We start from the raw sequence: 13041 nt of genomic DNA, 5'->3' as shown, positions 1-13041 counted from the left end.
CCCGTCAGGACAACCCGATGAGCTCCCTGCTCTTCTCCCTCGCCCAGAGGTCAGAGGAAAGGACATCCTCGATGGTGGCAAGGGTATGGGGCTCATGTGCATCCATGGTTCGAGCGATAGACGTGGCGATACCGGTAAACCCGATTTTTCCCTTAAGGAAAGCCTCGACAGCCACCTCGTTGGCGGCGTTCATGACCGCCGGCATGCTTTCTCCCGCAGCAAGGGCATCATAGGCCAGTTTCAAGGCGGGGAAACGCTGATAGTCTGGAGCAAGGAAGGTGAGTCCTGACAACGCAGTCAGGTCAAGGGGCTTCACCCCCGTAGGAATCCGTTCCGGATAGGTCAAGGCATAGGCAATGGGAGCCTTCATGTCGGGAACTCCCAACTGGGCCATAACACAGCCATCCACATACTCGACCATGGAGTGAATGATGCTCTGGGGGTGAATGTTCACGGCAATCCGCTCCGCCGGCGTGTCAAAGAGCCAGCGGGCCTCAATCACCTCCAGCCCCTTGTTCATCATGGTGGCCGAGTCGATGGTTATCTTTTGCCCCATGCTCCAGTTGGGGTGGTTGAGGGCATCGGCGACCGAAACCCGTGAAAGGCGGTCAAGGGGAAGATTCAGAAATGGCCCCCCCGATGCGGTCAGAATAATCCGCTTCACGTCCTTTCCGCTCTGCCCCTCAAGGGACTGGAAGACCGCCGAGTGCTCGCTGTCGACAGGATAGAGCCGGACCCCTTTTTCCCTGACAAGATCCATCATGATCCGGCCGGCAGTGACCAGGGTCTCCTTGTTGGCCAGGGCGACGTCCTTGCCTGCCTTGATTGCGGCGGCGGTCGGCACGAGGCCGGCAGCGCCAACAATAGCGGCAACCACGACATCGGCCTCACCGGCAGTGGCAGCGGCGATAAGTCCGGGAACCCCATGATGGATTTCCGGTTTTGGGCCCGTGAGCATCCGATCCAGCTGTCGGGCCAGTTCAGCGGTCAGAACGCTGACAAGCCTGGGTCGAAACGCTTCAACCTGTTGTTTGAGAAGCTCCAGGTTGTTCCCCGCCGTGAGGGCAATCACCTGGAATCGGTCCGGGTGCGCAGCGACGATCTCCAAGGTGCTGGTCCCGATGGAACCGGTTGAGCCAAGAATGGTGAGCTTTTTCATGTTCCCTCGTCAGGAAACCTATCGGGCCACGACTACCAGATAGGCATAGTAATACAGTGCGGGTGCGGCAAAGAGAATGCTGTCGAGCCGGTCGAGGATGCCGCCGTGTCCAGGAATGATGACGCCTGAATCCTTAACGCCGAAGCTGCGCTTGAGAAGCGATTCAAACAGATCTCCGACCTGCCCCAACGCCCCTACGGCCAAAGCAGTGACCACACAGTCGGCGACAGTTAGCTGATGCAAGAACGTGTATTTTGCAATCAAGGTACCTGCAAGACTCCCGCAGAGCCCGCCGAGAGCACCTTCAATGCTCTTGTTGGGACTGACAACAGGGTAAAGCTTCCGTCTTCCGAGAGTGCTTCCCACATAGTATGCCGCAGTGTCGCCGGACATGACTATCAGAAGCATCAGAAACACCCATGAGACTCCATCAGGGAGAGCCCTGAGGAGGACAAGGTGCGAAAGGAGTAAAGGGACATAGGCGAATCCCAACCAGACGAGGGCTACTTCGGCCGCGCTCTGACGGATATCTCTGATACTGAAGAGAAAAAAAATGGCAACGGCGAGAAAAAGAAGCGTAAGAGCGAACAACACGCCGTTCCCGGCAGGGACCGACACAAAACGCAGTAGCAACTCAGGGCTGACTAAAACAGGCAGGACGAGCATCCCGGACAGCGACGCAACGTTTCCTACCACGGGCCGTTTCGGGAGTGCCATCCGGTAGAACTCACCCAGACCGAGTAACACCAGGAGACCAACAAAGCAGGCAAAGACAAAGACGCTCGCTTTAAGGATGAACAATATCAGCAGAGGCAGGGCAATGGCCCCGGTCAGTAGACGCTTGATGGTCAGCTCCTGTTCTGCAGCTGGGCACTCGTACGGCCGAAGCGCCGCTCGCGGGACTGATAGTCGTGCAGAGCACGGTGGAGCTCCTTTGCGGTGAACTCGGGCCAGTTGACCTCGGTAAAATAGAGCTCTGTGTAAGCGAGTTGCCAGAGGAGGAAATTACTGATCCGCATCTCGCCGCTCGTTCTGATGAGGAAATCGGGATCGGGCATGCCAGACGTAAACAGGTATGAGGAGAAGGTTTTCTCGTCAATATCGCCAGAGGAGAGACGGCCTGAGGAGAGGTCGGCAGCAATGCGCTCGGCAGCCATGAGAATTTCCTGGCGCGCACCGTAGGAAAGGGCAAGCGTCAGCACCATACCTGTATTGCGCGCTGTCCTGTCAATGGCCTCCTGCACAGCCTGATTCACGTCCGGCGGCAGTTCCTGCCGGGCACCGATCACGTTGAACCGTATATTGCTGTCAATCATCCGTGCTGTTTCGACCCTGATGTACTTCTTGAGAAGTGACATGAGGGCTTTCACTTCTGTTTTGGGGCGGAGCCAGTTCTCTGCGGAAAAGGCAAAGAGGGTCAGATACTTGATGCCAAGGCGGGAACACTCTTCAACAATCACCCGCACCGTCTCGACCCCCTTCTGGTGGCCAATGATTCTCTTGAGCATCCGCTCCTGAGCCCAACGGCCGTTTCCGTCCATAATGACGGCCAAGTGGCGGGGAAGTTTGTCGTGTGAGAGACCGTACATGGGATACCCAGAAACAAAAAATCCCCTTTAATTGAGGGGTTAAAGGGGATTAAAGCATAAAAGCACTTGGTGCGCAAGCAAAAAGCGGAAAAATACTTTTTTCCCGCTTAGCGCGGCATCAGACCTCCAGAACCTCTTTCTCTTTGTGGGTAAGGACTTCGTCAATCTTTGCCACGAACGTGTTCGTAACATCCTGCACTTCCTTCTCGGCGCGCTTCAGATCGTCTTCGGAAATCTTCTTATCCTTCTCCAGCTTCTTGAGGCTATCAATCCCGTCACGGCGAATGTTGCGAACCGCAACCTTGGTATCTTCAGCCATTTTCTTGAGCGTTTTGACGATTTCCTTCCGGCGCTCTTCGGTAAGAGGCGGAAGGGAAATGCGGATCGTCTTACCGTCATTGGCCGGGGTAAAGCCAAGATTCGCGTTCATGATCGCCTTTTCGATAACCGGGATCAACTTGGCCTCCCAAGGCTGGATGGTTATCGTTCGGGGCTCGGGGACAGAAAGGGTCGCCACCTGACTGAGGGGCGAGGGATTCCCGTAGTATTCGACCTTGATATCGTCGAGAAGCCCGGTGGTGGCCCTGCCGGTGCGCACCTTCTGGTACTCGCGGCGAAGTGCGTCAACCGACTTTTCCATGTGCGCCTTCATGTCGGTAATGACTTCTTTCGTCATGCTATTCTCCTTTCACAACAGTGCCGATCTCTTCACCGCACACCACCTTTTTTATGTTGCCGTATGTGGTGATGTCAAAAACGATGATGGGGAGATTGTTGTCCATACACAGTGAGGTAGCAGTTGCATCCATTACCTGAAGCCCTTTTTTGAGGACCTCCAGATACGTGAGCCGGGGGTATTTCTGGGCGGTGGGATCCTTCTTGGGGTCGGCCGAGTAGACGCCGTCCACCTTGGTTCCCTTCAGAATAACATCTGCTCCGATCTCCATGGCTCGCAGGCTTGCCGCTGTATCGGTGGTAAAATACGGGTTACCGGTACCGGCGCCGAATATGACGACCCGCCCCTTCTCCAGGTGCCGCATGGCCCGCCGCCTGATGTACGGCTCTGCGACCTCCTGCATGGCAATGGCCGACTGTACCCTGGTATCGACTCCTATCTTTTCAAGTGCGTCCTGCATGGCCAGTGAATTGATCATGGTGGCCAGCATCCCCATGTAGTCGGCGCTGGCACGGTCCATCCCCTTGGAGGAAGCTGCCAGACCGCGGAAAATATTCCCGCCTCCAATAACGAGGGCAAGTTGAGCCCCAGATGCCACAACCTCTTTGATCTCGGCGGCAATGGTCGTGATCGTCAGAGGATCGATGCCGTAGCCCTGGTCGCCCGCAAGGGCCTCGCCGGACAGTTTCAATAATACTCGCTTGTAGTACGGTGTTCCCATGGTGTGTCGGCCCTCACGCCTGGTAAATGGAACTCATATTCTGCTGTGGACGTAAAAAAGGCCGGCCATGGAGCATGGCCGGCCCGTTCATCTTCTTACAGACCAGCAGCGGCAGCAACCTCTGCTGCAAAATCGGTTTCTTTCTTCGCAAGCCCCTCACCCAGCGCGTACCGTACAAAGCGGCGAATCGAAATATTCTCGCCGATCGACGCGATGGTCTCGTTGAGGAACTGCTGGACCGTCTTATCCGAATCTTTCACATATTGCTGCTCAAGGAGACAGATGTCGGCATAAAACTTATTGACCTGCCCCTCGATGATCTTCTCGATAATATTCTCAGGCTTGCCGGTTTCCCGTGCCTTGGCGCGGTAGATTTCCTTCTCGCGCTCGACAACATCCGCGGTTACTTCTTCGCGGCGCACATACTGGGGAGCGGCCGCCGCAATGTGCATGGCGATATCCTTCACGAAAGCCTGGAAGTTTTCGTTACGCGCAACGAAGTCGGTCTCGCAGTTGACTTCGACGAGAACTCCGATTTTTCCGCCAGCGTGAATGTAGGAACCCACCGCGCCCTCAGAAGCAACGCGACCAGCTTTCTTGGAGGCGGCGGCAAGCCCCTTCTTCCGAAGATAGTCGATGGCCTTTTCGTGATCGCCGCCGGTCTCGGCCAGGGCCTTCTTGCAGTCCATAAGTCCTGCTCCGGTAGCTTTTCTCAGCTCATTTACCTGTGCAGCTGTGATGCTCACTGTATCCTCCCGGACAGGGCCGACGAGCGTCGGCCTGTTCTTTGAATTGAATGAAATACGCCCCGCGCCAAACGGACAGGGGTTAATAACCTTACGCTTCTACCTGCTCCGACTCACCTTCGGCAGCAGCCATCTCTTCTTCGCCGGTCTGCAACTGCGCATCCCGAGCCTGGGCACCTTCGAGAACCGCATCGGCCATCTTAGAGGTCAGGAGACGGATGGCTCGAATTGCGTCGTCGTTTCCGGGAATGACATAATCAATCGGATCCGGGTCGCAGTTGGTATCAACAACCGCCACGACTGGAATGCCGAGCTTTTTGGCTTCGCTGATGGCAATCGTCTCGTTCTTCGGGTCAACCACGAAAAGCGCACCGGGAACCTTCCCCATCCCCTTGATGCCGCCGAGGGTCTTTTCAAGCTTCTGGCGCTCTTTTTCCAACTGGAGGGCTTCCTTCTTGGTGTAGGCCTCAACGGTACCATCTGCAAACATGGCATCAAGGCGCTTGAGGCGATCGATGCTCTGCTTCACGGTGGCGAAGTTCGTAAGCATCCCGCCAAGCCAGCGTTGGTTAACATAATACATGTTGCAACGCGACGCCTCCTCACCAATGGCGTCCTGGGCCTGCTTCTTGGTCCCGACAAAGAGAATCGTCTCACCGGCCTGGGCACACTCGCGAACAAAGCTGTAAGCATTTTTGAACAGGCGGACGGTCTTCTGGAGATCAATGATATAAATCCCGTTCCGTGCCCCGAAAATGTACGGCTTCATCTTCGGATTCCATCTCTTGGTTTGGTGGCCGAAATGGACGCCGGCCTCCAGCAGCTCCTTCATTGTTACACTGGACATACTTTTTCTCCTTTTTGGTTGTGCCTCCGCTTCCCCGACAGCCGGAACCCGCATCAGACGCGGACACCACCGGCCGGACAGAAAGCGTGCGAATTAGAAACCGAACTCGTATAGCACATGAGCAGACAATTGACAAGGGCAAACTGTGATGTGCACCCCTCCGTTATTTACAACCCCCATGCCTTCGTGTATCATCGCGCCTCCATGACCAGCATTCTGTTCCGTTACATTTTCAAGGAAACCGCCGTTCCGTTCGTCCTCGGCATGGCGGTTTTTACCTTTGTACTTCTCATGGGGCGCCTGCTCAAACTGGCAGAGATGGTCTTCGCCAAGGGGGTGCCATTCCTTGACGTTTGTCGACTCATCCTCTACATGCTTCCTTCTTTCTTGCTCGTTGCAATCCCCATGGCATTTCTGCTGGCGGTACTTCTTTCCTTCGGCAGACTGTCGGCGGACAGCGAAGTAACAGCCATGAAGGCGGGGGGGGTTGGTCTCGGATCGCTTCTCACGCCAGTCTTCACGTTCGCCGTCCTTGCCTATCTCGTCACGACGTTCATAACGGTCTATGCACTCCCCTGGGGCAATACCTCCTTCAAGCGATTTCTCTACGAGGTTATTGAGTCACGGGCTGCCACAACCATCAAGGAAAAGGTATTTATCGACGATTTCCCCGGCTTGGTTGTGTATATTGACGATTATGACCAGGCAAGCCACAAGATATCAGGCATCCTGATCCATGACGAGCGCAACCCGGAAGAACCAATGACAATCTTCGCCTCAACCGGAGTAATCGCGGCAGCCCCCGAAGAAAAAAACGTCCGACTTCACCTTGTAAACGGGAGCATTCATCGGGGGATAGATCCTGGAGGCTACCGTCTTGTTGAGTTCCGCAGCTACGACCTCCATGTGGACCTGCGCCAGAATGCGAAAAAAAACCAACTCGACGAACAGGATATGACCCTCACGCAGCTTATTGCCAGTCGCGGGAACCGACAGAACAACGAAAAGTTCCGCCGCGATGTCTCAATTGAGCTTCATAAACGATTTGCGCTCCCCTTCGCCTGCATCGTATTCGCAATGGTAGGCGTTCCGCTCGGCATCCAGAACCAGCGGTCGGGAAGAGCAGGAGGCTTTTCAGCGGGCATCATCATCCTCATGCTGTACTACGTGGTCATGTCCGCCGGCAAAACCATTGCGGAGAAGGAAATCCTTCCCATCCCGCTAGCTGTCTGGCTCCCCAATGTCTTCTTCACCGCCTTTGGCATTTACCTGCTGAGGCTCGCGGCGACTGAACGTCCCTTTCCACTGATCGACAGGGGGCGAACCCTTATCGGAGAGGCGCGGGAGTGGCTCCACCGGAGGAAGGCTGCGTGAGCATCCTGACTCGTTACATAGCCTCCGCCTATCTGCGGGTTTTCTGGCTCTGCCTTGCATCATTCATAGCCATCTACCTGGTGATTGATTTTCTGGAAAAGATCGGACGTTTTCTTCGCTTCGATCCCCTGTGGATACATGTTGCCCGGTTCTTCCTCTACAAGATCCCCGAAATCGCCACCCAGGTAATTCCTCTTGCGGTACTCATGGCCACGCTGCTGACGCTGGGGATGCTGTCGCGCAACAGCGAGATCATCGCCATGCGCAGTTGTGGCGTGAGCCTCCGCAAAATCAGTGCGCCAATCCTGGCCATAGCCTGCGCTGCCAGCCTTTTCGTTATCGTGTCCAACGAGCTGATTCTGCCGAAGACCTACAGCCAGATGCGCTTCATCGAGGAGGTCCTCATCAGGAAAAAGAGCTCTAATACGTTCTTCCGCCAGAACAATATCTGGCACAAGGACAACAAGGCGATACTCATGGCACGGGCCTTTGATCCCGACCATCAGACGTTGAGGGGGGTAACACTGTGGTCTTTTTCGGAGGGGATGACTCCTTCCCGGAGAATAGATGCAGAACAGGGGAGTTGGGACGGTGGCCAATGGACTCTCTGGAAAGTCACCGTGCGGGATTTCCAGGGCGGCGGCGTTGCCAAAACAACCCAGATCGCCAGTATACCGGTCAACCTCAACCTCCAGATAGAAGACCTCAAAGTGGTGGACAAATACGCTGACAACATGGGATTTCTGAAGCTGAGAGAGTATATCCAAAAGCTGAAAAAGGGGGGGTACGAAACCACCCGTTACGAAGCCCAGATGCATTCTAAAATATCGCTTCCCTTTGCGTCGCTCATCATGGCCTTTCTCGGCATCCCGTTCGCACTGCGGGGAAGCCGCTCCAGCGGTGTCGCCCTTGGCATTGGTGCCAGTATCGGTTTCGGCTTCGCCTACTTCATCATCAACGCCATTCTCATCTCCTTCGGCCAGACCGGCGTCCTTCCCTCCCTGGTTTCAGCGTGGGCGGCAAACGTCATTTTTGCCCTCTCGGGCATCTGGCTCGCCATGACGCTCAACCGTTGACATCGCGCTAACGGGTGATTTAATTGGTGCGGAGTACGCTTCAGACGGGAGACCTCATGAAACAACGTGGAATTGCACTGGTGGCGCTTGCGGCGCTGCTGTCTGCGGTGACCGCCCAGGGCGCCCCTCAAACCAAGTCCAAGAAGACAAGCTCAACGGTGGCAGAGAGACCGGCCCTCCCCCCTGCTCCCAATATCCTGAGCATCATTCCGGCCCAGGGCGAGCCGAATATCACCGTTACCCTTTCGGGAACCGGCTTTACCGCGAAGACCTCAGCATTCCTGGGCACAATCGAAGTGCCGACCACAGTCGTTGGTCCGGAACTGCTCACTTTCACCATCCCGAAACTCCCTCCGGGACTTTACGCCCTTTTCCTCAAACGCGACGGCGCCACAAGCCGTACCTACAATTTCTCGATCCAGGCGCCGAAACCCTTTGTCGAATCCATTTCTCCCGACACCATCAGCGTCTGCTCCTCGGCGGGCGAACGCGTCCTATCCATCACCGGCCGCAATTTCCAGCCATCAAGCCAAGTGCTTTTCGATGGATCGGTGGTGAAGAGCAGCTTCGGTTCGGAGCAATCTCTCACCTTCACTGTCCCCCAAGCCCCTGGAGGACTCCATCAGGTCCAAGTCAAAAATCCCGACGACACCTTCACCACCCCCATGACCCTTGCCATCGTGGCAACCCCGGAAATTTTCAGCGTTACGAGGAGCGACGCATCGGTCACCTATTACAAGTTGGTTATCGAAGGGAAGAATTTCCAGCCAGGGACAACAATAGTAGTGGAAGAAAACAGTCTACAGGTGGGACTGAACGCGGGAGCCGGCAAACTGCTCAGGGCGGGTGCACCTCCGTCAGGGGAACGGGAGTTCCTGACTTTTGTGGACTGCTCGAAACTGGTCTACCAGCGCTATCCCGCCGATCCGACGGATAAGGATCTGAGGATTCAGGTGATTAACCCCAATGGCGAGACAAGCTCGGTAGTGCAGGTGACAGTGCCGTAACCCCCACCGATCGCGCAGTGCTTCACGGGATCACATTCGTCTCCGGCAAAGTCATCGTTTACGGGACGTGTTGGCCATCTCCTGCCGGACATACCGCTCAAGGGATGCTTCGTAGTAGTCCCTTCGGCAGTCCACACCCTTAATCTCCCCCGTCTGCGCGAGCCGCGAAAGCCTGCACCCGCCGTAGCAGAAGGGGAGATACTCACAGTTGAGACATTCCTCATTTTTCCAGAGGTCGAGATTGTGAGATTCCCGGTAGTCCGTGACGCCCGTTTCCAGCGTACCAACCGCAAGCCCCTTCCGCCCCATGAAAGCCGGGCACTTGTACAATTCCCCGTCATGGGTAACCACGAGATCATGGGCCAGTTCCACCATGCAGAGCGGCGGGCGGAGCTTCGCCACTGAGTAGCCCCGCTTCAGAGCCTCCTGACGTAACAAGAGCTGCGATTCGTAAACCCACGGCAGGTTGTGGGAGGCACAGCTATCGCTGAACTCGGGCGGGAGCTCACCTGCGCCGATCCGGGAGATGGGGGCGAAATTAACAGAGGCAATCCGTTCGGGCTTCAGGCCTACTTCGAGGAGGTAATCGAGCAGGGAGGGAAATCCCTGGTAGTTCTCCTGGGTGTAGTTGCAGACGATGCTGATATCGAGCAGATCGCACGCTTCCAGCAGATTCCGCACTATCACATCAAAGCTTCCCTTTCCGGAGACAAAGGGCCTGTATCGATCATGGTTCTCGCGGATGCCGTCAAGGGTGACCTGGACCCCGGTAACGCCGAGCGAGGCCAGTTCGCGAGCCACATCGCCGGTTAGCAGCGTACCGTTGCTGACCATGCCGAAGGAACAGGAGAGCCCATGCGCGGCAGAAAGCTCTTTCAGCCTCGTGGTGATGGAACGGATCAGGTTGATGCTCAGGAGCGGTTCCCCGCCGTAAAAATCCAGATTGAGGGAGACGCCGTCAGCGAGGTAACGGCGGTCCAGAATAGAAACCAGCCGTTCTGCCGTTGCAGAATCCATGTACCGTTTTCCCTTCAGGCCACCCTCGAAACAGTAGGTGCAGGCCAGGTTGCAGTCCATGTTCAGAACGGCGATGATGGTGGCAACGGTGCGCTGCCCATTGATCATCGTGAACAACTGACGTACCTGTTCCGCCTCGACTTCGGGATTGGGGACGAGAAATCCGAGGCGTGAGAGAGTTTCGGCGGTTGTAGGGCTGATTGTTCCCTGCTCGATATCGGCAACGACATTCTCAGGCACAACGGCGATGGCGGCGGTTCTGGTAGAAAAGAGGATTAGGTGCCCCGGCCGCTCGGGGCAGGGGTACCTTTTGAGATAACGGGAAAGGTGCATGGCGGCCCTCCCTGGCGCCAACGGATCTTAATGATTTACCGGGTCAGATCCGGGCAATGGTGAGCTTCCATAAAAAAAGGGGGAAAGCTTTCCCCCTTTTGCCAAAACTACTTGTGCTCGATCACCTGATAATGAAGTATGAGCCGAAGCAGATACCGATTTGCGGCTCGGAACCGCTTGTCCCCTCCGACACGACCATCACCTCCGCCATCTCTTCAGCCTTCGCGACTCTAACATCCTGTTGCATAAGTGCCTCCCTCCTGGTGAGATGTTGCTCCTAAAACGCTATTCTACTTTTCCCCCGTCTGAAATCAAGAAAAAAACAATTTGTAATTACCAAATGTTCCGATTAATTTCAACTCAAAAGCTGAAGCGGACCCCCCCCTCGAACCAGCGACCCGGACTCTTGGCCAGATCACTGAGGTACTGGGATCCATTGAAGACGTTATGGGCAACGAAAAAGAACTCCCCCCCGAGCTTGTTGGCGGACGGAAACCGTACCCCACTGGTCAGGTCCCAGATCATAGCGGAATAGCGGCCGTTCAAATCACCCTGGGCGTTCCACCAGGTGTAGCGCCCAACAAGCCCCCCACGCAGGAACTTCCGGTCGTCATAGTTCACGGTAACATCCCAGGTCTGCCGGGGAATGTTCGGTACACGTTCCTCAGAGAGCCGATCATGGGCATCGATGAAGGTATAGCCGGCTGAAATGGTAGTGTCAAAAAAGGGGATGGTTTTAACCTCCACCTCTATCCCCTGCCGACGCTGCTTCCCCTGATTGACATAACTGTTAGTCTCAAAAGCAAGAAAGCCAGAAACATCATGGCGGAACAGGGTGTTCTTCAGCCAGAGATACCTGAGAAGGGTCGTTTCGAAGCCAATCTGATAGGACCAAACCTTCTCCACTTCCAGATGGGGATTTGGCTGCAATCCTCGCGCGCCAACGGTAGTTGCGGTCAAAGAAGGGATATTAAATCCCCGGGCCACATAGGCTCGCAGTACAGTGTATTCGCTCAGGTTATACGTCACCCCAAGGCTCGGACTGAAAAAATCATCGCTGGTACTGGTCCAGTCGTAGCGAATACCGGGAGTGATCGACCAGCTGTTCCAGACGATCGTATCGTTGGCGAAGATAGCCCGCCGCTCCAGGCGACCATGGGTCTTTGACCGAACCGTTCCGCCGTTTTCACTTAACTCTGCTTCTATTGTGCCGTTATCGTAATCGGTTCCGATGTTGACGCTGTGGATTCCCGTCCGCCAGGCTAGCTTGGCACTTGCACCGAGGTTGGGCTGCTCATACCTGTTGTTGCTCAATTCCTCTCCAGTTCCCAGCGCACTAGAAGCGTCACTGTAATCGCGGCGCGAGAAACGGCCCGTGATATCCAGATCAAGACTTTCACTCAAGGCATGGCTCATGCCAAGGGTTGCAATCAAGTGCTCGTAGTCCCCGTCCTGCAATCCGTATTGAGGAAACTCCCCCACCCCCCGCGTCCCACGGGAATAGCTGTAGGTGGCAAACACACGGGTATCCTCATGGGGTTCCCAGGTCAATTTGCCGTACACGCTGCCGCTGCCCACGTTCGTATGGGGAAGGAGACCGTCGGAGGTTATGCCGTCGGCGGCAAGGTAATACCCAAGAGAAGAACGAGTGCCGGAGAGCTCCAGGCGAAAATCGCCGGTCGTACGCTCGCCCATGGAGGCCGAAACCATGCCACCCACGCTTCGGGACTCGTCAGGGGATTTAGTGATGATATTAATGATCCCCCCCAGGGAGGAGCCCCACGCCGAGGAGGCAGGCCCCTTGATTATCTCCACCGCAGCGATGCGTTGAACCGGGATGGCCCCCAGATCCGCCACAAAGTCGGAAACGTTGTTGATGGTGACCCCGTCCATGATCACCCGGACATGGTTGCTTTCGGACCCCTGAATGGAAACCGTGGGGGATAACCCCCCCGGCGTCACCCGTGGTTCCACATGGATTCCCGGAACGGTATTAAGCACCTCCGCCAGAGTATGGGCATTGAGGGCCTGAATCTCCTTGGCGGTTATGACGGTCACGTTTTCGGCAACCTGCGAGATCGGCTTCGGATCCCGCGTGGGAGTAACCACGAGTTCCTTGTCCTCATAAAACATCTCAAGCACTTTCATTTCGTCATTATCAGCCCAAGCCGGGACCACTGAGCAACCGAGCCACAGTAAAGCCCCTGCACAGGCGGCCGTGGCCACAGAAATCCGTTTCTCGATGATCTTATCCCGAAACGTCATCCATCTTCCTCCAACCCACAGAAGCCCTCAATATACTTAGGCCCTGCCACGATATTGCAGTTAGTAATGCATTTTTCAAGAAATGAGAATATGCAAAAAGTACTCCTTTTCGAGGCATATAATTCTATTTATGCACAAAATGTTTAAATAAAATTAATAGCAACCTTAAATATGACGAGAAATAAAGGCTAATTATCATTAGCCGGATTATTCACAAATGTTTTTGCACCA

General features: G+C 55.4%; 13 protein-coding genes. 3 read left to right on the top strand and 10 right to left on the bottom strand.

The genetic code is table 11. The features are described from left to right. Positions 1-4 precede the first annotated feature (4 nt). From KI811_RS13665 to rpsB, 7 genes are all read right to left on the bottom strand, one after another. On the bottom strand, positions 5-1159 hold the full coding sequence (locus KI811_RS13665; RefSeq protein WP_214187034.1) for a 1-deoxy-D-xylulose-5-phosphate reductoisomerase: 1155 nt from the start codon (positions 1157-1159) through the stop codon (positions 5-7). A gap of 18 nt (positions 1160-1177) precedes the next feature. Next, positions 1178-2005, bottom strand: coding sequence for a phosphatidate cytidylyltransferase (locus tag KI811_RS13660; protein WP_214187101.1), 828 nt, complete (start codon positions 2003-2005; stop codon positions 1178-1180). 2 nt (positions 2006-2007) lie between these two features. Continuing rightward, positions 2008-2748, bottom strand: coding sequence for an undecaprenyl pyrophosphate synthase (gene uppS, locus KI811_RS13655; RefSeq protein WP_214187033.1), 741 nt, complete (start codon positions 2746-2748; stop codon positions 2008-2010). 118 nt (positions 2749-2866) lie between these two features. After that, complete coding sequence (gene frr / locus KI811_RS13650; RefSeq protein WP_214187032.1) at positions 2867-3424, bottom strand: ribosome recycling factor; 558 nt, start codon at positions 3422-3424, stop codon at positions 2867-2869. A gap of 1 nt (position 3425) precedes the next feature. Further along, a complete protein-coding gene (pyrH, locus tag KI811_RS13645) occupies positions 3426-4145 on the bottom strand; it encodes a UMP kinase (RefSeq protein WP_004512115.1) in 720 nt (239 codons plus the stop codon). Positions 4146-4240: 95 nt separating this feature from the next. Beyond that, complete coding sequence (tsf, locus tag KI811_RS13640; protein ID WP_214187031.1) at positions 4241-4891, bottom strand: translation elongation factor Ts; 651 nt, start codon at positions 4889-4891, stop codon at positions 4241-4243. A 91-nt stretch (positions 4892-4982) separates the two neighbouring features. Beyond that, positions 4983-5738, bottom strand: coding sequence for a 30S ribosomal protein S2 (gene rpsB, locus KI811_RS13635; protein ID WP_214187030.1), 756 nt, complete (start codon positions 5736-5738; stop codon positions 4983-4985). 204 nt (positions 5739-5942) lie between these two features. Here rpsB and lptF point away from each other — a divergent pair, with 204 nt between their 5' ends. From lptF to KI811_RS13620, 3 genes are read left to right on the top strand one after another with little or no spacing between them, the layout of a single operon-like run. After that, positions 5943-7112, top strand: coding sequence for an LPS export ABC transporter permease LptF (gene lptF, locus KI811_RS13630; protein WP_214187029.1), 1170 nt, complete (start codon positions 5943-5945; stop codon positions 7110-7112). Next, positions 7109-8188 carry an LPS export ABC transporter permease LptG gene (lptG, locus tag KI811_RS13625; protein WP_214187028.1) on the top strand — a complete coding sequence of 360 codons (1080 nt, stop codon included), beginning with the start codon at positions 7109-7111 and terminating at the stop codon, positions 8186-8188. The genes lptF and lptG overlap by 4 nt, the downstream gene beginning before the upstream one ends. A 56-nt stretch (positions 8189-8244) precedes the next feature. Next, entirely contained in the window at positions 8245-9195 is a 951-nt protein-coding gene (locus KI811_RS13620) for an IPT/TIG domain-containing protein (protein ID WP_214187027.1), read from the top strand. A gap of 51 nt (positions 9196-9246) precedes the next feature. Here KI811_RS13620 and gptM read toward each other — a convergent pair whose 3' ends face one another. The 3 genes from gptM to KI811_RS13610 all read right to left on the bottom strand — a co-directional run bounded on the left by gptM (position 9247) and on the right by KI811_RS13610 (position 12810). After that, positions 9247-10545 (bottom strand): geopeptide radical SAM maturase, encoded by a 1299-nt coding sequence (gptM, locus tag KI811_RS13615; RefSeq protein WP_214187026.1) that lies wholly within the window; start codon positions 10543-10545, stop codon positions 9247-9249. Between the two features lie 121 nt (positions 10546-10666). Beyond that, positions 10667-10792 (bottom strand): hypothetical protein, encoded by a 126-nt coding sequence (locus KI811_RS18805; RefSeq protein WP_281415209.1) that lies wholly within the window; start codon positions 10790-10792, stop codon positions 10667-10669. Positions 10793-10905: 113 nt separating this feature from the next. Continuing rightward, on the bottom strand, positions 10906-12810 hold the full coding sequence (locus tag KI811_RS13610; RefSeq protein ID WP_214187025.1) for a TonB-dependent receptor plug domain-containing protein: 1905 nt from the start codon (positions 12808-12810) through the stop codon (positions 10906-10908). Between the last annotated feature and the right edge of the window lie 231 nt (positions 12811-13041).

Origin of the sequence: Geobacter hydrogenophilus (genome assembly GCF_018501225.1) — a bacterium.
Classification (GTDB): Bacteria; Desulfobacterota; Desulfuromonadia; order Geobacterales; family Geobacteraceae; genus Geobacter; species Geobacter hydrogenophilus.
This window is presented reverse-complemented; position numbering and strand designations above follow the sequence as displayed.

Excerpts from the sequence above, each read along its gene's own strand:
- KI811_RS13665 (WP_214187034.1), bottom strand. The coding sequence starts at position 1,159 with ATGAAAAAGCTCACCATTCTTGGCTCAACCGGTTCCATCGGGACCAGC.
- pyrH (WP_004512115.1), bottom strand. The coding sequence starts at position 4,145 with ATGGGAACACCGTACTACAAGCGAGTATTATTGAAACTGTCCGGCGAG.
- KI811_RS13610 (WP_214187025.1), bottom strand. The coding sequence starts at position 12,810 with ATGACGTTTCGGGATAAGATCATCGAGAAACGGATTTCTGTGGCCACG.
- gptM (WP_214187026.1), bottom strand. The coding sequence starts at position 10,545 with ATGCACCTTTCCCGTTATCTCAAAAGGTACCCCTGCCCCGAGCGGCCG.
- KI811_RS13620 (WP_214187027.1), top strand. The coding sequence starts at position 8,245 with ATGAAACAACGTGGAATTGCACTGGTGGCGCTTGCGGCGCTGCTGTCT.
- KI811_RS18805 (WP_281415209.1), bottom strand. The coding sequence starts at position 10,792 with ATGCAACAGGATGTTAGAGTCGCGAAGGCTGAAGAGATGGCGGAGGTG.
- uppS (WP_214187033.1), bottom strand. The coding sequence starts at position 2,748 with ATGTACGGTCTCTCACACGACAAACTTCCCCGCCACTTGGCCGTCATT.
- frr (WP_214187032.1), bottom strand. The coding sequence starts at position 3,424 with ATGACGAAAGAAGTCATTACCGACATGAAGGCGCACATGGAAAAGTCG.
- lptF (WP_214187029.1), top strand. The coding sequence starts at position 5,943 with ATGACCAGCATTCTGTTCCGTTACATTTTCAAGGAAACCGCCGTTCCG.
- rpsB (WP_214187030.1), bottom strand. The coding sequence starts at position 5,738 with ATGTCCAGTGTAACAATGAAGGAGCTGCTGGAGGCCGGCGTCCATTTC.